Annotated in this window: 18 protein-coding genes and 1 tRNA gene; 5 read left to right on the forward strand and 14 right to left on the reverse strand. The window is 58.3% G+C overall.

Annotation, left to right across the window (positions count from 1 at the left end; all coding sequences use genetic code 11):
* Positions 1-5: 5 nt before the first annotated feature.
* The 4 genes from secD to queA form a co-directional block, all read right to left on the reverse strand.
* Complete coding sequence (gene secD, locus PMI37_RS20905; RefSeq protein WP_008084671.1) at positions 6-1874, reverse strand: protein translocase subunit SecD; 1869 nt, start codon at positions 1872-1874, stop codon at positions 6-8.
* Between the two features lie 64 nt (positions 1875-1938).
* On the reverse strand, positions 1939-2277 hold the full coding sequence (gene yajC, locus PMI37_RS20910; RefSeq protein ID WP_003227923.1) for a preprotein translocase subunit YajC: 339 nt from the start codon (positions 2275-2277) through the stop codon (positions 1939-1941).
* Positions 2278-2320: 43 nt separating this feature from the next.
* The gene (gene tgt, locus PMI37_RS20915; RefSeq protein ID WP_162130783.1) at positions 2321-3436 is read right to left on the reverse strand and encodes a tRNA guanosine(34) transglycosylase Tgt; all 1116 of its coding nucleotides are present in this window, start codon (positions 3434-3436) and stop codon (positions 2321-2323) included.
* Positions 3437-3450: 14 nt separating this feature from the next.
* Complete coding sequence (gene queA, locus PMI37_RS20920; protein WP_008084675.1) at positions 3451-4515, reverse strand: tRNA preQ1(34) S-adenosylmethionine ribosyltransferase-isomerase QueA; 1065 nt, start codon at positions 4513-4515, stop codon at positions 3451-3453.
* Between the two features lie 108 nt (positions 4516-4623).
* Between queA and PMI37_RS20925 the strand changes: the two genes are divergently transcribed.
* The 5 genes from PMI37_RS20925 (at position 4624) to PMI37_RS20945 (ending at position 9280) form a co-directional block, all read left to right on the forward strand.
* Positions 4624-4708, forward strand: a tRNA-Leu gene (locus PMI37_RS20925).
* Between the two features lie 138 nt (positions 4709-4846).
* On the forward strand, positions 4847-5374 hold the full coding sequence (locus PMI37_RS20930; protein WP_008084678.1) for a DUF2059 domain-containing protein: 528 nt from the start codon (positions 4847-4849) through the stop codon (positions 5372-5374).
* Between the two features lie 1026 nt (positions 5375-6400).
* Positions 6401-6832 (forward strand): LexA family protein, encoded by a 432-nt coding sequence (locus PMI37_RS20935; RefSeq protein ID WP_008084679.1) that lies wholly within the window; start codon positions 6401-6403, stop codon positions 6830-6832.
* Positions 6819-8099 carry a Y-family DNA polymerase gene (locus PMI37_RS20940; protein ID WP_008084681.1) on the forward strand — a complete coding sequence of 427 codons (1281 nt, stop codon included), beginning with the start codon at positions 6819-6821 and terminating at the stop codon, positions 8097-8099. Before PMI37_RS20935 ends, PMI37_RS20940 begins: the two co-directional genes overlap by 14 nt.
* Before the next feature lie 71 nt (positions 8100-8170).
* Positions 8171-9280 carry a DUF5677 domain-containing protein gene (locus PMI37_RS20945; protein WP_008084683.1) on the forward strand — a complete coding sequence of 370 codons (1110 nt, stop codon included), beginning with the start codon at positions 8171-8173 and terminating at the stop codon, positions 9278-9280.
* 17 nt (positions 9281-9297) lie between these two features.
* Here PMI37_RS20945 and PMI37_RS20950 read toward each other — a convergent pair whose 3' ends face one another.
* The 10 genes from PMI37_RS20950 to PMI37_RS20995 are packed head-to-tail and all read right to left on the reverse strand — an operon-like array spanning position 9298 to position 18826.
* Positions 9298-10275, reverse strand: coding sequence for a phage baseplate assembly protein V (locus tag PMI37_RS20950; protein ID WP_008084684.1), 978 nt, complete (start codon positions 10273-10275; stop codon positions 9298-9300).
* Entirely contained in the window at positions 10248-10952 is a 705-nt protein-coding gene (locus tag PMI37_RS20955) for a hypothetical protein (protein ID WP_008084686.1), read from the reverse strand. The genes PMI37_RS20950 and PMI37_RS20955 overlap by 28 nt, the downstream gene beginning before the upstream one ends.
* Positions 10949-11503, reverse strand: coding sequence for a baseplate complex protein (locus PMI37_RS20960; protein ID WP_008084688.1), 555 nt, complete (start codon positions 11501-11503; stop codon positions 10949-10951). Before PMI37_RS20960 ends, PMI37_RS20955 begins: the two co-directional genes overlap by 4 nt.
* Positions 11500-12426: a hypothetical protein gene (locus PMI37_RS20965; RefSeq protein ID WP_008084690.1), complete on the reverse strand. Its 927-nt coding sequence runs from the start codon at positions 12424-12426 to the stop codon at positions 11500-11502. Before PMI37_RS20965 ends, PMI37_RS20960 begins: the two co-directional genes overlap by 4 nt.
* On the reverse strand, positions 12423-13109 hold the full coding sequence (locus tag PMI37_RS20970; protein ID WP_008084692.1) for a DUF4376 domain-containing protein: 687 nt from the start codon (positions 13107-13109) through the stop codon (positions 12423-12425). Before PMI37_RS20970 ends, PMI37_RS20965 begins: the two co-directional genes overlap by 4 nt.
* A gap of 7 nt (positions 13110-13116) precedes the next feature.
* Positions 13117-14826: a phage tail protein gene (locus PMI37_RS20975; RefSeq protein ID WP_008084695.1), complete on the reverse strand. Its 1710-nt coding sequence runs from the start codon at positions 14824-14826 to the stop codon at positions 13117-13119.
* A gap of 11 nt (positions 14827-14837) precedes the next feature.
* Positions 14838-15362 (reverse strand): phage tail protein, encoded by a 525-nt coding sequence (locus PMI37_RS20980; RefSeq protein ID WP_008084697.1) that lies wholly within the window; start codon positions 15360-15362, stop codon positions 14838-14840.
* On the reverse strand, positions 15355-16530 hold the full coding sequence (locus PMI37_RS20985; protein WP_008084698.1) for a baseplate J/gp47 family protein: 1176 nt from the start codon (positions 16528-16530) through the stop codon (positions 15355-15357). The genes PMI37_RS20980 and PMI37_RS20985 overlap by 8 nt, the downstream gene beginning before the upstream one ends.
* Entirely contained in the window at positions 16527-16844 is a 318-nt protein-coding gene (locus tag PMI37_RS20990) for a DUF2590 family protein (protein WP_008084700.1), read from the reverse strand. The genes PMI37_RS20985 and PMI37_RS20990 overlap by 4 nt, the downstream gene beginning before the upstream one ends.
* On the reverse strand, positions 16841-18826 hold the full coding sequence (locus tag PMI37_RS20995; RefSeq protein ID WP_008084703.1) for a phage tail tape measure protein: 1986 nt from the start codon (positions 18824-18826) through the stop codon (positions 16841-16843). Before PMI37_RS20995 ends, PMI37_RS20990 begins: the two co-directional genes overlap by 4 nt.
* Positions 18827-18831: the final 5 nt, after the last annotated feature.

The raw sequence follows: 18831 nt of genomic DNA on the forward strand, positions 1-18831 counted from the left end.
GCCCCTTAAATCCACAACTTCTTGAAGTCACGTCCGCCAAAGATCAGGTTGACCATTGCGCGGGTCACCATGATGGCCGTGAACATCGAGGTAAAGATCCCGAGGGACATGGTCACTGCGAAACCTTTGACCGGGCCGGTGCCCATGGCAAAGAGAATCCCGCCGACCAACAAGGTAGTCAGGTTGGCGTCGAGAATCGCGGTGAATGCCCGGCCGAAGCCTTCGTTGATTGCACGCTGCACGGTCATGCCGGCGGCGATCTCTTCACGGATCCGCGAGAAGATCAGCACGTTGGCGTCGACCGCCATACCCATGGTCAGCACGATACCGGCGATACCTGGCAGGGTCAGTGTGGCACCCAACAGCGACATCAACGCCAGCAGCAGCACCATGTTCACCGCCAGCGCGACGGTAGCAATGACGCCGAAGAAGCGGTAGATGGCGATGATGAACAGCGACACGAACAACATGCCCCACAGCGACGCATCGATACCTTTGGTGATGTTGTCAGCACCCAGGCTCGGGCCGATTGTGCGCTCTTCAGCGAAGTACATCGGAGCAGCCAGACCACCGGCACGCAGCAGCAGCGCCAGCTCGGACGACTCACCCTGACCGTTCAGGCCAGTGATGCGGAACTGAGCACCCAGCGTCGACTGAATGGTCGCCAGGCTGATGATCTTCTTCTCTTCTTTGAACGTCTGAACGGCGACGTCTTTCTCGACACCGTCGACCACTTGCTTGGTGTAAGTGGTAACCGGACGCTGCTCGATGAAAATCACTGCCATGCTGCGACCGACGTTCGAACGGGTCGCGCGGCTCATCAGCTCGCCACCGTGGCCATCCAGACGGATATTCACTTCAGGCGTGCCGTGCTCACCGAAACCGGCCTTGGCGTCGGTCACCTGGTCACCGGTGATGATCAGACCACGTTCGATCTGCGCAGCGGGACGATTGCCTTCACGGAACTCGAAAGTCTCGGAAGTGGCTTTCGAAGCACCCGGCTCAGCAGCCAGACGGAACTCAAGGTTGGCCGTCTTGCCGAGAATACGCTTGGCTTCGGCAGTGTCCTGCACGCCCGGCAGTTCAACCACAATGCGGTTGGCGCCTTGACGCTGAACGATCGGTTCGGCAACACCCAGCTCGTTGACGCGGTTACGTACCGTGGTCAAGTTCTGCTTGATGGAGTATTCACGGATTTCCGCCAGCTTGGCCGGGGTCATCGCCAGACGCAGCACCGGTTGACCGTTGAGGTCGGCCGGAACAATGTCGAAATCGTTGAAGTTCTTGCGGATCAGTGCACGGGCCTGTTCGCGGGAATCTTCATCGCTGAAGCCCAGCTGAATGGCACCGCCCAGTTGCGGCAGGCTGCGATAGCGCAGCTTCTCTTTGCGCAGCAGGCTCTTGACGTCGCCTTCGTAGACTTTCAGGCGTGCATCGAGGGCTTTGTCCATGTCCACTTCCAGCAGGAAGTGCACACCACCGGACAAGTCCAGACCCAGTTTCATCGGGTGCGCGCCCAGATTGCGCAGCCATTGCGGGGTGGTCTGTGCCAGGTTCAGCGCGACGACGTAGTCATCACCCAATGCCTTGCGCACAACGTCTTTGGCCGGCAGTTGATCTTCAGCCTTGGTCAGACGGATCAGGCCGCCCTTGCCATTTGCCGCCAGCGTGGCCGCCTTGACGTTGATCCCGGACTCCTTGAGCGCAGTGCTCACACGATCCAGATCAGCCTGATTGACTTGCAGCGCAGTGCTTGCACCGCTGACCTGAATGGCCGGGTCATCGGGGTATAGATTCGGAGCGGAATAAATCAGACCGATCGCCAGCACCGCCAGGATCAGAATGTATTTCCACAGAGGATATTTGTTCAGCATCACGCCGCCCGTTATGACGCGGGGCGCCTTGCGCGCCCCGTCGATTGAGTAGAAGTTGTTGCTCTTAGATCGCTTTCAGCGTGCCTTTTGGCAGCGTGGCGGCGATGGCGCCTTTCTGGAACTTCATTTCCACGGTGTCGGAAACTTCCAGAACCACGAAGTCATCGGCAACTTTGGTGATCTTGCCGGCGATGCCGCCAGTGGTCACAACTTCGTCGCCCTTCGCAAGGCTGCTCAGCAGGTTCTTCTGCTCTTTGGCGCGCTTGGCCTGTGGACGCCAGATCATCAGGTAGAAGATGACCAGGAAGCCGACCAGGAAAATCCACTCGAAGCCGCCGCCCATTGGGCCTGCAGCAGCCGGTGCAGCTGCGTCAGCCATGGCGTTAGAGATAAAAAAGCTCATTTAGCACTCCAGTTGCAAATGTTGAATCTTGGGGTCAGAAAACTCAGTCCAAAGGCGGAACGGGGAGCCCGCGTTTGGCGTAGAAGGCATCGACAAAGGCGGCCAATGTACCCTGTTGAATAGCCTCGCGCAAACCAGCCATCAGCACCTGATAATGGCGCAAGTTATGGATGGTATTGAGCATGCTTCCCAGCATTTCGCCGCACTTGTCCAGGTGATGCAGATAAGCGCGAGAGAAGTTCTGGCAGGTATAGCAATCGCAGGTCGGATCCAGCGGCGATTCATCATGGCGATGGAACGCGTTACGGATCTTCAGCACGCCGGTATCAATGAACAGATGCCCATTGCGGGCATTACGGGTTGGCATCACGCAATCGAACATGTCCACACCGCGGCGCACACCCTCAACCAGATCTTCCGGTTTGCCAACGCCCATAAGGTAACGAGGTTTGTCAGCCGGCATCATGCCCGGCAGATAATCCAATACTTTGATCATCTCGTGCTTCGGCTCGCCGACCGACAGACCACCAATGGCCAGGCCATCGAAGCCGATTTTGTCGAGGCCTTCGAGCGAGCGCATGCGCAGATCCTGGTGCATGCCGCCCTGAACGATACCGAACAGCGCTGCGGTGTTTTCACCGTGGGCATTTTTCGAACGTTGAGCCCAGCGCAGCGACAATTCCATGGAGATCCGCGCGACGTCTTCGTCAGCCGGGTACGGCGTGCATTCGTCGAAGATCATCACGATGTCGGAGCCGAGATCGCGCTGTACCTGCATCGATTCTTCCGGGCCCATGAACACTTTGGCGCCGTCGACCGGAGAAGCGAAGGTCACACCCTCCTCCTTGATCTTGCGCATTGCGCCGAGGCTGAATACCTGGAAGCCACCGGAGTCGGTGAGGATCGGGCCTTTCCACTGCATGAAATCGTGCAGGTCGCCGTGTTCCTTGATCACTTGGGTGCCAGGGCGCAGCCACAGGTGGAAGGTGTTGCCCAGAATGATTTCTGCGCCAGTGGCGACGATGTCGCGTGGCAACATGCCCTTGACCGTGCCGTAGGTGCCCACCGGCATGAACGCCGGGGTCTCGACGGTGCCACGCGGGAAGGTCAGACGACCACGACGGGCCTTGCCATCGGTGGCAAGGAGCTCAAAGGACATGCGACATTCGCGACTCATTCTGTTTCCTCTGGGCCGGTTTCTTTAGGGGCAGTAGGGGCGGGATTACGGGTGATGAACATCGCATCACCGTAGCTGAAAAAGCGGTACCCGTTGTCGACGGCGGCCTTGTAGGCGGCCATGGTCTCGGGATAACCGGCAAATGCCGACACCAGCATCAACAGCGTGGATTCCGGCAAATGAAAGTTGGTCACCAGGGCATCGACCACATGGAACGGCCGGCCCGGGAAGATAAAGATATCGGTGTCGCCACTGAACGGCTTGAGCACGCCATCGCGCGCGGCACTTTCCAGCGAACGCACGCTGGTGGTGCCGACAGCAATCACCCGACCACCGCGCGCACGGCACGCAGCGACTGCGTCGACCACGTCCTGGCCGACTTCCAGCCACTCGGTGTGCATATGGTGATCTTCAAGCTTCTCGACGCGCACCGGCTGGAACGTCCCCGCGCCCACGTGCAGCGTGACGAACGTGGTCTCGACGCCCTTGGCGGCAATCGCCTCCATCAGCGACTGATCGAAATGCAGCCCCGCCGTCGGCGCCGCCACCGCGCCGAGACGCTCGGCGTACACGGTCTGATAACGCTCGCGATCCGAGCCTTCATCCGGGCGGTCTATATAAGGAGGCAACGGCATGTGCCCGACGCGGTCGAGCAGCGGCAACACTTCTTCAGCGAAGGCCAGCTCGAACAACGCATCGTGACGCGCGATCATTTCAGCTTCGCCACCACCGTCGATGAGGATCTTCGAACCCGGCTTCGGCGACTTGCTGGAGCGCACATGGGCCAGCACGCGGTGCGAATCGAGCACGCGTTCGACGAGGATTTCCAGCTTGCCGCCGGACGCTTTCTGCCCGAACAGCCGCGCCGGAATCACCCGGGTATTGTTGAACACCATCAAATCGCCCGGGCGCAAATGCTCAAGCAAATCAGTGAATTGACGGTGTGCAAGGGCGCCGCTCGGCCCATCAAGGGTCAGCAGGCGACTACCGCGACGCTCGGCCAAAGGGTGGCGGGCGATCAGCGAATCAGGGAGCTCGAAAGTAAAGTCAGCAACACGCATGATGGGGTTCGTCTAGCAGGGCCGGAAAGTTTAGCGGAAATATCGAAAATAGACCATGAAACGTGATTGACCAACGGTAATCTCATCTCTATACTTCGCCGCCATTGAGCCCTGATGGCGGAATTGGTAGACGCGGCGGATTCAAAATCCGTTTTCGAAAGGAGTGGGAGTTCGAGTCTCCCTCGGGGCACCAGCACAATGAAGAAAGGCCTTGATTATCAAGGCCTTTTTTTTCGTCTGGCGTAAATGTGGCGTAGTGGCCGCCACTTCTCACCGTGTGAGAGAGCCAGGGCGGACGATTCAACTCTAAGAAAATATCGGGAGTGGGGCTATGGCTGGATCGAGAAGAAACGAGATCGTAATCGCCGTCATTGGCCTGGTCGGAGTCATCTTCACCGCCGTTATTTCGAACTGGGACAAGATCTCCCCGTCCACGGCAAATTATCCGGTGGCCAGCGACGATATCAACGTCCAGGCTCAGTACTACATAGAGTCAACAGGTTTCCGAGCGACCCTGGAGGCATTCGAGAAAGCGAGAGTTGAACGCTATCGACGTGAGTACAAGGTCTCCGCCGAAGAGGCGGATTGCATGATCGATATGGGCATCCCTGCTGCTCAACTGGTCAGTATCGCTACGAACGTTCTGAAGGCGCATTACACGCTCGAAGAGCTAAAAGAGATGAACCGCATTGCATCACTTCCTCTCATGCGGAGAGTGACTGAAAAGCAACCCGCGATCGGGTTGGATCTCTTCAAAGGCATTGAGGAAGCGGGCGAAAGAGCACGTCGACGGAATTTAGCGATCGCAGGCGGGGCGAGGAAGGTCGCTCAGCAGAGTACCGCATGCCCAGCGCACTAGGGCCACTGCAAGACTCTGAATGGGTGGCTGCGCATAGGCCGTAACTCTCAAATGTGCAGCGCGTGAATCTGCGTGCGGCACACACCCTACGCGACGGAAATTTTTTTCCCTGCCCTATGCTCAAAAGCACGTAAGAAGTGTAAGTGAGAGATGTAGATTCTCTGTATCCCTTATAGATAGAGGGATAGAGGTTTCTCTATTACTGTAAGTGAACTGTCGGAAGGCTGTTTTTACCTAACAGTCGGCACCTGTAAGTTGAAATTCTCCCAAGCCCTTGATTTACAAGGCTTGCAGCGCAGTCAAAATTCCCCATACAGTTTCCTACACTCACACTGTAAGCAGCGATCCCCAATGAATCCGGGGTGTTGAGCCGTTTTCTAACACACCCAACACCACTTACACGTCTGGAAGGGACTACCCAAGAAAGTGTTTTTGGTGATCGACCAGGCCTGGCAGTTGCCCGCTCCTGAACTCCCGCGCTGCGTGTGAGACTTTGAAACGCATCAAATAGCCCGCAACCCTTGATCCGTGAGGGCTACAGCGAAATTCTGCATCCCGAGAAGTCAGCCAGTTTTCAGACGTAAAAGACCTACACCCGCCGTTAAAACCTGCTGAAACCCGAGTTTTCAAAGTCTTCGACCAATCGAACCGGGCACTTCAGCGACCCTCCCCCCGCTGGCGCTCCCTGCACCTCTGTGCAAGCGCACTGCATTTCTCTTCAAAACTTTGCAAATTGTGAAACGCCCGCCTTGCTGCAAAGCCCCACGGCCCGCCTGGGCTGCAGGATCATTTGCACTACATTCCGATTTACACAAAAAAAGGACGCAAAGCCCGTCGGCGGGAGGGGGATAAGTGCTTTTTTATTGATTTTTTTTTGCCGAGGCATTTTTTTGTAATGACGCGCAACACCAATTGATTGAGCGAAATTGTGTCACCCGTCGAAATGTCTTACGCACAAGATTGACCGCGACTTGTCCGCCGCGTTTACTGTATGCACATACAGCAATTTCTTATTGGGTTTGCATCATGAGTGTCACCATCCTTGGTCCGCTGTCAGAGGGAGGCGCAAAGCTTCCGTTCTATTCTTTCCAAATTCCGGCCGGGTTCCCATCGCCGGCGGCCGATCACATCGAAAAGCACATCTCCCTGGACGAGCTGTTCGAGATCCGAGCCCCGCACGTTTATTTGGCAAAGATCGAGGGCGACAGCATGGAAGGTGCCGGCATTTTTTGCGGGGACATGGTGGTGGTCAATCGCAGCCTGACCGCCGAGCACGGCGATATCGTGATCGCTGGCCTCAATGCCGAGCCGATCTGCAAGCGCCTGCACATACGCGATAACACCATCATCCTGATGTCTGCGAATACTAAGTATCCGCCGCGCTATGTGATGGAGGGCGACGAGCTGTTGATCTGGGGCGTGGTGACTTACAGCGTGCGCGACCATGCCAAGTCGTGAGCCGGTCTTTGCCCTGATTGACTGCAACAGCTTCTATGCCAGCTGCGAGCGCGTGTTCCGGCCTGACCTTGCCAAGACGCCAATCGTCGTTCTGAGCAACAACGACGGTTGCGTCATCGCGCGCAGCTACGACGCCAAACCTTTCGTGAAAATGGGCGCCCCGTACTTTCAGATCAAAGACGTGCTGCGCAAGCACGGTGTGCAGGTGTTCAGCAGCAACTATGCACTGTACGGCGACATGAGCGAACGGGTCATGAGTATCATCGAATCCATGGTGCCCACCGTCGAGGTGTACAGCATCGACGAGGCCTTCGCTGACCTGACCGGCATACCCGGCGACCTGACCGCATTTGGGCGAACGATCCGCGCCGCCGTCTACAAAGGGACGGGCATTCCGGTAGGTGTAGGCATTGCTCCCACAAAAACCTTGGCCAAACTCGCCAATCACACAGCGAAACGCTTGCAGGCGGAGACGGGCGGCGTCGTGGATATCTGCGACCCGGTCAAACGCGACTGGGTGCTGCGAAACACAGACGTAGGCGAAGTGTGGGGCGTCGGCCGTCGCATGAAAGCGCATCTCGAAACCATGCAAATCAAATCAGCGATGGATCTAGCGAAAGCCGACCCATGGACGCTCCGGCAGAAATTCAGCGTGGTGATCGAGAAGACCGCGCGCGAGCTCACTGGAACGTCGTGCCTCGAGCTTACCGAGGCCGAACCGGCCAAGCAGGAGATCTGCAGCAGTCGCATGTTCGGCAAGCGTCTGACGACCATAGAGCCGATCAAAGAAGCGGTCGCCACCTACGTGCAGCGTGCGGCGGAAAAGCTGCGGGCGCAGAACTCGCTGTGCAAGAAACTGCGCGTCAGCATCCGCACCGGCATGTTCAGTCCGGAGGAAGCCAAGTACGCCAACGGTGCGCTGGTTGAACTACCCTACCCGACGAATGACGTGAGGGTATTGACCAAGGCGGCGACCGAGGCGATTCACCGCCTATTCCGGCCTGGCTTCAAATACAGCAAGGCTGAAGTGCTGTTGATGGATCTGCGGCAGCCTGGGGAATTCACAGACGACCTTTTCGCCCAGTCGCAACCGCAAGCGGCTGAAAAAGTAATGAGTGTGCTAGATGAGATCAATCAACGATGGGGCCGGGGAACACTTCGCACCGGAGGGGTGCCAGCGACGCCTGATTGGGGGATGCGGAGGGAGATGATGAGTCAAAGCTTCACCACGAAACTTGATCAGCTATGGGTTGTAAAATCCACCTGACAACCCGGTCGGTTGCGAAGCTGACTCGCCCCTTCTACGCTCACACTTCTGTTATGAGAAGGAGCGACGCAGTGAGCGCTGATGCAAGCAAAGAAGACTCGAATACAGGATTATTCCGCAAGCTAGTGGATGGGTTGAATTTAAATGCAGATGAGATTGAAAACATCACAAAGTTTTATGAGCAACACTCAGATGAGTTAACCCATTTTTTTTCTCGCGATCTGTTCGAGTCTCTAGACTCCGGAAAAGATGAACTACTGCTTGAGCACTATGAGCTTCTTGAGGAATTCAGAAAGCGGCTATTTGACACTTGGGGGACGCCACTGAAAAGACTGGATAGTCTTATTTATATATGTATGGAAATCGTCAGTGACCTTAGAAAAGACGAAACCTACTTGCCACTCACCAAGAATAAAAAATTCAATGTCGCAACAAGGTTACAGGCACGTTGCGTTCAAATCGGTAACGAAATCTCCCACTTATTGCATGGTGGTTTTGCGGATGGCGCCTTCGCGAGGTGGAGAACGCTTCACGAGACGTCGACAACCACCAAATTTATTTGCGAAGGCGATGAAGACCTATCGATCAGATTCCTTGACTATCAAAGCATCATCCGCTTTGACGGGGCAATGAAGTACAACGATAAAAACCTGCTGAATTTTGAACCAATCCCGGCTGAACAGCTGGAGGAGTTCAGGGCGAAAAAGGATGAAATATTAAAACAGTACGACGCGCCCTTCGGAAAAAAATTTGGATGGGCACGAAAAGCGCTAGGTGATACATCAAAAGATAACTTAACTTTTCCAGCGATTGAAAAATTTGTGAAACTGGATTTGTTAAGGAATCACTTCAGCTTCGCCAACCAGTATGTACACGCCGGCATAGACAGTATTGGCTACAAGCTGGGGACGTCAATGTCTAACAAAGATCTTCTGTTGACAGGGCCGTCAAACGAAGGACTTATAGAGCCGATACAGTGCACTAGCCTATCTATGATCTATGCAACAGAAGCGTTAATCAGAGCATTTCCAAATGATGAGTCTCTAATGACAATATCGATATTGTGGATGTGGCACGATGCTTTGAAGCACGAAGTAGTTGATGCAACTGATGCACTTCAGGCTATAGGCGACGCTTTTATTCAGGCATTTATCGAGACCAGTGAATGGCCTAAAACATAGAACGTTTGCGAAAATTCTCAAAGCGTAATTGGTTTAAGTTTCATACTTAACTGTAGGGCCGTTGTCGCTTTCGCCTGAAATGCCGCTGCATCTGCCGGCGCCGGCGTTGGGCCTGGCACGTGGGTATGCGCAGCCAGTTGCGTGTTCATCTGGTGCAGCAGATCGAGCATGTCGCACACAACCTTGAATAAATTGACCGTTTCAGACCCGACCCAATTTTTCGGCGCTTGCATCTGCTGACTGACACTGGCCACGCTTTTGCGCAGGCCTTGAATCCTTTCTTCCATGTCGCCACCCACGGTGGCGTTGTGCTTCTGCCCCACCACCAAGTTCAGATCCCGCCCAGTAGCCTGGTGCAGATCGTCCACCGCCGCCAGGCTCGCGGATCCTCCCGACAGCAGCTTGAGCGCGCCCAACGCCTCGATCTTCTTGATGCCACCCACTGACTCGGTCGAATGGTCGTCCACCGTCCTGGTGTGATTCTGGAACGTCTCGGTGTTGCCCAAGGCTTCAACCTCGCGCTCGATCGCCTTGTCCTGGATCTTGCCATCGGTCTGGCGCAGCCAGTTGCCGTCTGCGTCGACACGCTGCTGGCAGGCTTCACTGTGCTGCCACACCTGGTCGCCCTTTGGCACGCGGGGCAAGCTCAACCCGTGAGGCAGAATCTGCGTGATGAAGGGTTTGTGAGGCTTGCCGTAGGCAAAGCTGACCACCACAGTAGTGCCCTCCTCCGGAAAGCCAAACATGCCGGCTTCTTGCCCGCCCATCGGCGCCGGCAGCGGCAGGCCGGTCAGAATCGGCAGATCCGGATCCGGTTCGCCGTCCTCGCGTAGCACCTCGACGTCGACGCTGAAGCGCGGTCGGAAGTCATCGCACAAACTGGGCGCTGCAGGCGCGTCCGGTACCGCGACCACGCGGCCAAAGCGCGGAAGGTGATAACCACCGCTCAGTTCAGGGAATTGGCGCGCTACGCTGCGCTTGATTGCGTCGTCCATTTGATCGCCATTTGATTGCCGGCAAGGGTCACACTGGTGATCCGCTCGCCCTTGTTGATGGTTGCACCTGGTCGAAGCCCTGGAAGGGGCGCGATCATGGCGCTCTGATTGCCCTGGTAGCCGTCGAACAGTTCAACAGGCAATTGCAGGGCAGGACGGACACCGAAAAAACTGTCAGCCCAACTGCCCACAAACACTTCACCGTCGCCCTGCTGCTGCCAGATAAAGTCGGGGATGCCGAACACGCCGGGCAAGCTGTCCATGGCCAAATATCCCGACGCCAAGCTGTAGAAAAACGGTGCTTTGACTTTGGTGTAAGCCTTGTCAGGGATCCGGAAGCCGAGCCCGGTCTTGTTGCTGATCTCGGCCAGCACTGCCTGCAGATCGACGTGCCGCAGGTTCAGCGGCAACGGATTGGCCAGGATTGAGGACAACTCACGGCAGGCGACCAGCTGCTGAGTGCTGTTGGCGGCAGTCGATCGCTCGACGTACCCGATAAAGTGACGCTGCAGCGCGCTGTCGTTGTAGCCAATATCGAGCGTCACCAGCCCCTTCAGAGCCTCGCTGGCTTGCACTGCAAATGTCGCACGCCCGGGACTTTTGATGTCCAGGCGGACTTCATCTGTGATCAGCGGATACACGCGGCCGGCGATCGTCAAAACCTTATGCAACTTCATGTTTTCGGCGCCAGGTAGTCGTCCAGTTTTTTCAGGGTTTTCTCGAAACCGCTCAACTCTTGGCCGTTTCCGGCTTCGCCGCCGGCGCCGGCAGCACCGCCAGAGCTACCCACTGCTTGACCAGGTGCTGACTGCGAGCTGACGCCATTGGCCGCTCGCCGCTGTTCGACCTTCTCGGGGTTCGATTCCTTTTCCGACAGCGTGAACTGCACCAGCCACGCCGCCAGGGTGTCGTCCTCCCGCGCACTGATACCTTCGGAAAACTGCACCTCACGAATGCCGAACGCGGCGGCTGTGTCGTTGACGATCCGGTACATCTTCAATTGACCACCGCCGGCGGTGGCTTCAGCCAGCCGCATGATCGTGCGCAGCTGCACCTGGTCGACGAAGGGGATCATCAGCGATACCGCCAAGGTTTTTGGCTTGAAACCTTTGTGCGCGGTCTGAGTGTTGCTGGTCTGCCCAGACATATCAGCGGCCTCGATCCGCAGGTTGCCGGTGACCTTCATCTTCTTGCCCAGGATCTGCTCGCCGTCGAGAAGTAGCGTCATAGGCCGACCAGCTCCCGAACAAAGCTCAAACCCTGCTGAGAACCGACCAGCAGCACCCCAGCAGACAACACCCACTCATGACCTGGTGCTTCGCCCTCGAGCAGAAGCCGGCGTAACTCGCTGCTGTCGCCGGGGCCAACGATCCTTGCGCGCATGCTGGTGTCTGCGTTTCCGCCGGCCAGCAGCGCTTTCAGATCATTCAACTGCTGATCGCGGCCCAGCTGCTGGGCAGCCTTGCGGGTGGCCAATGCCGCCAGTTCACCCATCGGCGAGCTGTCGGCCGCGTAGCTCTCCAGAAAGGCAAGCTGGCCGGACATGGATTGTTTGGCGGCTTTCACCAAGGTGCAGCGCTCGAGGGGCAAGGTCTGCCAACGCGGCAACGGCCCGGCGCTGGGAATCACCCACTTTTCCGTCTCGAGGCGCGACAGGTTGCGAGCCCGGCGCTCGGTGCGCACCAGGTCGGGGATCGGCAGCAGCGCATTGAAGCGCGCCAGGGTTTCGGCGAACTGGTCATAGCGCGTGCCCAGAAACATCAGCGACAGCGCAAATTGGGGCCCGGTTGGGCGCCCGGTATCACCGGCGTCGACCAGTTTGCTGGCCAGCTGCTGCAGCAAGTTCGGCGCCGATAGAAAGCGTTGCTGACCGCGTCCCTGGCCGACACCGCTTTGAAACGGCGTAACCGTCAAACAGGCCGGGACTTCGCCCATTTGTCCGGCAAGCGCGGCGCGACCGGCAGCGATCGCGCTTTCAGCGGCAGCACCGACCGGCCCAGGGTTGGTGCTGGTCATCCCGTCCAGTCCCGCCAATCGTTGCGCGGTACTGGCCAGCTCACCACCGGCAAGATCTTTGGCAGCCGATAGCTCGCCCATCCAGTGCGTGGCCTGCTCCGGCCATTGCATGGTCACAGGCGCCCAAGTCGTCATTGAGGATCTACCCAGGTCATCGCTTGAAGCGATGCGAGATCGCCCGCCGCCAGAGCCTCATCCAGCTGCTGCTTCAAGCGGTTGGCTTGCTGCAGCATCTTGAGCTTGTAGCCCGTGAGATCGTCGCCGACCTGACGCAGTTGGGCCACGGTGTGCAGGCGAAAGTCTCGCATGCCCTGCTCGTCCCGGCTTACATACGGGCCATCGATCCCGCGCAGGATCATGCCGGTGAGGTTCAGTTGATCGCTGAACTCACTGGTGTATTGATGAGGCTCACCCAAGGCCGACGACCAGAAGCCTTTGGTGATCGCTACAGCGCAGGCCTTGTTCACTTCGGACACTTTCACTTCATACACACGCCCGATATCGGCCACCCACTCGCCGCTCTGCCAATGGTGCGCCGGCGACGGTCGCGGTGTAGTTGTCAGTCCTGCAGGCAGCTCTCCCAGATCGAGATGTTGCTGCTCGGATCCATCGACGGTGCTGAATACCGAACCGCGCCGATCAATGATCTGCTTCGGCTTGCTTCCCACCAACGCCCAGGCAAAGCCTGTCGGTGGTGCCGAAAGCGGCTTGGCCAACTGGATCGCGTTGCTCGGCAGCGAATCGCCAAGACCTGGAATAACTGGAAACTCTACCGGCCCCTGCAAGGCACCGGCGCTGTCGATCAAATAGCTAAACATGGTGACCTCAGATCAGTTTGATTCGGCCGGGATAGGCGATGTTGCGTGGACGGGTTTCCGTGGCAAATGTGCCGCTTGGATAACCGTCAAAAAACGTCTGCGCGGGAATGGTGTCGTTCGCCCATTTGTTCGGCAGGGCGAATGCCCAGGCGGTGTCAAGGATCAGGGCGGTACCGCCGTCGGCGCCGGCCGATGTAGGCAAGTAGTGTTGGTGATGCTGCAGTGCTGACCCTTGAGAGCTGCCGGCCACGCGGTTGAGATCCACTGCCCGGCTTTCATCCAGCACACGAAGAAACTCACCGCGCCCCTCTGGACCACGGAAGGTCAACGCACCGGTGCCGCTCGTCCAGCCGCCTTCCTTGCCGATGCGCGCCGCCTCGGTGGTCAACATTCCCGATTGTTGTGCGTGATCCCACAGCCAGGGCCATTCGGCACGGACCAGCTCTCGACCGTTAAGCGGCCCGTAGCCTCCCGGATTGAACAGCATCGTGGTTTCGAAAACCGGTCGACCGAGCGGCGTGTTGTCGTGCCGCGCGATGGGCCACCAACTGCCGGCGCCGTCACTGCGCAGGTGCCAAAAATCACCCGCCCCCATGAGCACGAGGAACGAATACCCGGCCGCGTTGAGGTGGGTGTGAAACTTGATCTTGTCGGTGCCCTGGGCAGCAATCACCAGACGGTTGCCGGCGTTATCTACACGCCGAACAAGAATGTCCATGACGCCCAGGGCGGCATCAGCGACCGGCAACGTCACCGTGCGATTGGATGCGGCCGCATCGATCAGTACCAGCCCTCGGTTGAGTCCGGTCAACGTCGTGTCCGCTGCCAAACTGGTGACCACATTGCGAATCGCGAAGTGCTTCACCAGTGGTCCGCCGATCGGCTCCGCCGGCCGGCGATCAGTCACGGTGTTTGAATTCGGCAGATCCGCGATCGCCACGCAGTAATGGCGCGCTCCAGCGCTGTCGGTGTAATCGGCCTTGTCCGCGCCAAACACCACTTTCCAGCTGGCCACGACATCATTGAGCTCGCGTTGCAGGCACACATCCAGCCACGCCGTGGTTGGAAACGCCGACGGCACCACGGCCAACACCGAGGAACGCTCAATCCGGATGCCTTCCAGATAGCCGGTGCCGGGTTTGAGTTGATAGGTCGCCCCCACTTTTTCCAACTGCAGCGACGTACCGAAAAAACATGCACGGCCAAATACTTCGCGGTTGCTCATCCGCTCTCGCTCATCGATGCCGGCCAGGCGCACGGTGAAGTCGTGTTGCCAGGTCTTGGCATCAATGGTGATGCCAGTGATTGCCTGGGCACCATCAAAGGCCACCAGGAAGTTGCGAGTCAGGTTGTTGCCGATCTGCAGCGGCGGGATGTTCCGGCGCTTCTGCTGCAGCGGCACGTAGGCCACCGCGAACAGAACGCCCTCAGCCGACTCCAGACCAATCCAGTTGAAATCCCAATCACCCACGTCTGAACCGATTTGTGCGCTGTACACCACCTGGTTGGGGTTCACATAGCCGGCGTGATCCCCCGGAATTTCGTGCACATACACAATCTGAGCCGCAGCGGGTTTCGGCGACGAGCGATTGACCGGACTGTTCGGGTCAAGTCCTGGGACTTTGGCAAAGATGAACCGACGCACTTCCAGCCCCTGCAGGGCTGCAAGTTTTTGCGCAATAAGGCTCTCGCCGGCGAGGGTAATACTGGCTCCCATTGACGGGGCTCCTAGAGGCTGGCAACCAGCGTTTGCTGGTCGTCGTTGAAGTCGACCAGCACAATGCCCATTGGCACCGACGTGATGGTCACGAAGTCATAACGGCGGCAGGTGCGGCCGTATTGCTGGATCAATACGCGCAACAGCTCGGGGTTTTGGGACAGTTGGGTGTCGGAGAAACGCAGCAGCACAACATCCCAATCCCGGTCGGGCATGCGCTCCTCGATCTCGACATAACCCACGCCCAGTCGTACTAGAATGCGTTTCATGCCGGCCGTGCTGCCGGCGTCGACCGCGTTGATGAAGGCGAATTTCACGCGCAGCCGGTAGAGCGCCTCGGGCTCGCCCTTGAAGCGGGTGATGTCGCGCTGCCAGGCCAGGAGATCGAGCACGATCAAATGGCAGGTGTCGGCGTCCATCTGCATCAACGGCCAGCGCAACCAGCCCTCAACCTTTTCCCACCAGCTTTGGGCGGCATCTTTGAGTTTGGTCAGCTCGGTACCGGCCAGCCAGAACTTGAGGTTCAGCTTAATCATGCAGGTGTACCTGCAGGCTGCGGATCCGGGGAATGTTCAACTCGGAGACGATATCCGCGTTGGCGAAGTCCAACGACTCAATGCCAGCGAACTGCAGATGGAGTTCTTCGCCCAGGCGACTGAACGAAAAGCGCGACTGCGGATGGGTTCGCGTCGGCTGATAGTCGCTGGTCGAACTCTCGCGAAACGCGGCACGGATGAACTGGGTTACACCCTCCTCCAGCGCCTGCAGCTGCTCCGCTGTCAGGTAAGAACGCGGCCAGATCTGGACGCTCACATCGTGCTGGGTTTCGGGCATCACCATCACCAGCAGATCGTCGCCATGGCCATGATTGCCAGAGTCTCGAATGTGCGCGTTGATTTGCTCTAGGTACGTGGCCGCCGGCACATCGGCCTCAAACAACACGTACGCGTTGGCACTGCCTGGGCCGCGTGGTGCGCCATGCTCGAAATACACACCGTCCGGGCTCACACCAGGGAATGCGGAAATCATGGCTCGATACACCGCGTCGGTGTGCCACTGGTTGACCGCTGAGAACTGGTTACGGGTACGCAAGCGCAGATCCTCATTCGGCTCCGGATCTGCGCCTGGCGTGGTCAACCAGCCGTCAGCATTCACCACTTGGGCAATGCCTGGCAGCGGTTCCGGCAGAATCGCGTAATAACCAGGCGCGAGGTTGAACCCTGAGCCGGTCTCGATCGCCTCAACGGGGATCTGCAGCTGCATCAGGCCGTCCGTGAACAATCCCGGCGCCGTTGTCACCAGTTGATAGATGTGTCCATTGATCGCGGCGGACTGCACGACCGTGCGGGCAGGCACCTCCATTGCCCCGCCTGGAGCCGTTCGAGTGAACAGCAAAACGCCCTGTGCTTTGGTTGCGCCCTTGCGCTCGACGTTGACTGCCCAGGCCAACATGTCGAGCCAGCTATCCACGGCCGTTTTAACAAAGAAGTTCGGCAGCACCGTGGCGACGAAAAAGTCGAGGATCCACAGTACGGGCTTGGTCACCAGCGCGGTGACAACCCGCCAGAACGGTGAGTACGCGCTGGTGTTGCTCAGCTTGCTGCCCTGGGCACTCACCTCAGCTTCCCATGCCTGGCGCAGACCCGCGTCGGTGGTTGGGATGCCGGCGTCCGCAAGGGCCTGTTTGAAATCTACGTCGCTCACAACGTTACCTCGATCTTGCCGAATTTCAGGGTGGTCGCCGTAACCAGGTACTGACCCGGCTGCAGCTGCGTGATCAACGCGGTGCCCGGTACCAGGCGTTCGTCTGCCTCCACCAGCAGTTCCATCTGCTGGATGCAGTCGCGTTGTTTAAGCCGATCGCGCTCTGCGACCAGCGTCACGAGCAGGCCGCTGTCGCGGATCATGTGAGCGGTGTCCTGGGCGATGCTGGCCCGGTCATCGACGAGCAGCGGCTGGCGGGAAAGATCCAGCACCAGGTCGTTGTTCTGAATCAGCAGATCGATGTATTCGCTCATCCCGGCACCGACATGCTCATCATGTTTTCCAGCTCCAGTGGGGTCATCGGTTTGGCGGTGTTGATGGTCAGGGTTTCCACGTGCGTGCCCTTGTTCTGGCTGCTGTTGTTGTTCTGAATGCTGGTCAGCAGTCCGCCCTGCGGCACCGCACTCGGCCGCACAGGTGACAAACTCGGGATGGCTGCATTGATGGTGTTTTGAGCCTTCTGCGCGGCGGCAGCGCTGTCCGCGTTGTTCACGCCGATGTCAGTGCCGGGCACCTCAGGCATGGCGCCGAATTTGGTCTCGATGTTCACGCCTGGGATCTTGTTGAGCATCTCGATCAGGTTGTTGATCGAGGTGTGAAAGATCGCGACGATGCCGTCCCAAGCGGCCTTGGCCATGCCACTCCAGCCGCCCATGGACGTGAACCAGTCAGACAGGGCCGACAACTGATCGCTGACCCACTTGAAGGCCTCACTGTTCATCAGCGCGGACGTCCATTCGTCCCAGTACACGACTGCCAAGGTGATCACGGCGATCAACGCCACAATCCCCGCGACGATCAACAACACCGGGTTGGCCAACATCGCGGCGTTGACCAGCCAGATCGCGGCTTGCCACAGCATCATGCCGGCTCGAATAACGCCCATCGTCGTGTACATCACCACCAGGCCCGCGACCAACAAGGCGATCACCGTCGCCTGCAGCAGAAAGCCCGCAATCGCCCGCAGGTTGAGCAGTTGCACGACTTTCCAAACGGTCACCATCGCGAGCCAGGCCATGCGGCTGATACCGACGGCCAAGGTCAGCAAAGACATTGCGGCAATGATCGCCAGAATGGTCAGCGTGACGATGCCGATCACGCGAGCGATGTTGGGAAAGATCTGCGCCCAGCGAGCCATGGTGCTGGCAATGCCGCTGAGTTTGGCCATCAGTGGCGTGAGTATCGGCAGCAGCACCTGGCCGAACACGATGCGCAGCGCTTCAACAGCGGCAGTGAACTGCTGCCAAGGATCGACCATCGCATCAGCCATGTTCTTGGCGTCTTCGAGCCCGCGCACCTTACCCAGTTTGTCCAGGCTGTTACGCAAACGATCGCTGTCCTTGGACAAGGCACCGATCACCTGGGCGCCTTCACCACCGAACGCCTCCACCAGTTTTGCGCTGGCAGACGCGGTGGTCAGATCGCCCAACTTGCCTTCCAGCTTGGACATGATGTCCAACATCGGCAGGGCCTTGCCCTGGTCGTCGGTGAACTTCATGCCCATCTTCTCGGACGCCGCGCCGAGGTTTTCAAAGAAAGCCTTGTAGCGCCCGCCGGCGTCGCCGCCCTCCATGGTGCTGGACAGCGAACCGATCACCGCGAACTGCTCGGCAATATCCACGCCGCTGGCCGTAGCAATCGCTCCCACCTCCTTGAAGGCGTCTTTAAGCTGGGCCCCGTCAGTGCGGAACAGCTGCACCGCGAGAGCAGTCTGGCCGCCCAGCTTCTCGACCCACTCGCCCTTGCCCATCGCGTCGGCCTGGCCCTTGAACAAGTTGTACATGGTGCCCACGTAGGAGCCCATGGTTTCAGCGTCGGATTTGGTGGCCTTGGCCAGCAGGTTGCTGGTGTTGGTGAAGGTGGCCAACTGACTGCCGGTCAGGCCCTTGATGGCGCCCTCGATGCTGTACGCCGAGGCGACAAAATCCCGTGCGTTCTCGCCGTAGTTCATCGAGAACTCAAGGGCCTTCTGATTCAACGCCGTCAGCGCGTCTTCTGCCACGCCCAGGGATTTGACTTCGCCCAGGGCGCGGTTCATCTCCAGCGCCGGCTGCAACGATTCGTTGATACCAACGAACGCACCGGTAACACCCGCCAAGCCCATGCCCATCGTCTTGATGTTCTTTTCGCTTTGCTCGGTCAGCTCGGAAAAGCCCATTTTCACCTTGCCCAGAGGTGCAGTGACCTTGTCGGTCAGGGCCAGGATGAAATCGAGGCGGGCACTACGGTCTGCCATGCGGG

The organism is Pseudomonas sp. GM80, assembly GCF_000282515.1.
Classification (GTDB): domain Bacteria; phylum Pseudomonadota; class Gammaproteobacteria; order Pseudomonadales; family Pseudomonadaceae; genus Aquipseudomonas.

Excerpts from the sequence above, each read along its gene's own strand:
- secD (WP_008084671.1), bottom strand. The coding sequence starts at position 1,874 with ATGCTGAACAAATATCCTCTGTGGAAATACATTCTGATCCTGGCGGTG.
- yajC (WP_003227923.1), bottom strand. The coding sequence starts at position 2,277 with ATGAGCTTTTTTATCTCTAACGCCATGGCTGACGCAGCTGCACCGGCT.
- tgt (WP_162130783.1), bottom strand. The coding sequence starts at position 3,436 with ATGTCCTTTGAGCTCCTTGCCACCGATGGCAAGGCCCGTCGTGGTCGT.
- queA (WP_008084675.1), bottom strand. The coding sequence starts at position 4,515 with ATGCGTGTTGCTGACTTTACTTTCGAGCTCCCTGATTCGCTGATCGCC.
- PMI37_RS20930 (WP_008084678.1), top strand. The coding sequence starts at position 4,847 with ATGGCTGGATCGAGAAGAAACGAGATCGTAATCGCCGTCATTGGCCTG.
- PMI37_RS20935 (WP_008084679.1), top strand. The coding sequence starts at position 6,401 with ATGAGTGTCACCATCCTTGGTCCGCTGTCAGAGGGAGGCGCAAAGCTT.
- PMI37_RS20940 (WP_008084681.1), top strand. The coding sequence starts at position 6,819 with ATGCCAAGTCGTGAGCCGGTCTTTGCCCTGATTGACTGCAACAGCTTC.
- PMI37_RS20950 (WP_008084684.1), bottom strand. The coding sequence starts at position 10,275 with ATGGACGACGCAATCAAGCGCAGCGTAGCGCGCCAATTCCCTGAACTG.
- PMI37_RS20955 (WP_008084686.1), bottom strand. The coding sequence starts at position 10,952 with ATGAAGTTGCATAAGGTTTTGACGATCGCCGGCCGCGTGTATCCGCTG.
- PMI37_RS20960 (WP_008084688.1), bottom strand. The coding sequence starts at position 11,503 with ATGACGCTACTTCTCGACGGCGAGCAGATCCTGGGCAAGAAGATGAAG.
- PMI37_RS20965 (WP_008084690.1), bottom strand. The coding sequence starts at position 12,426 with ATGACGACTTGGGCGCCTGTGACCATGCAATGGCCGGAGCAGGCCACG.
- PMI37_RS20970 (WP_008084692.1), bottom strand. The coding sequence starts at position 13,109 with ATGTTTAGCTATTTGATCGACAGCGCCGGTGCCTTGCAGGGGCCGGTA.
- PMI37_RS20975 (WP_008084695.1), bottom strand. The coding sequence starts at position 14,826 with ATGGGAGCCAGTATTACCCTCGCCGGCGAGAGCCTTATTGCGCAAAAA.
- PMI37_RS20980 (WP_008084697.1), bottom strand. The coding sequence starts at position 15,362 with ATGATTAAGCTGAACCTCAAGTTCTGGCTGGCCGGTACCGAGCTGACC.
- PMI37_RS20990 (WP_008084700.1), bottom strand. The coding sequence starts at position 16,844 with ATGAGCGAATACATCGATCTGCTGATTCAGAACAACGACCTGGTGCTG.
- PMI37_RS20995 (WP_008084703.1), bottom strand. The coding sequence starts at position 18,826 with ATGGCAGACCGTAGTGCCCGCCTCGATTTCATCCTGGCCCTGACCGAC.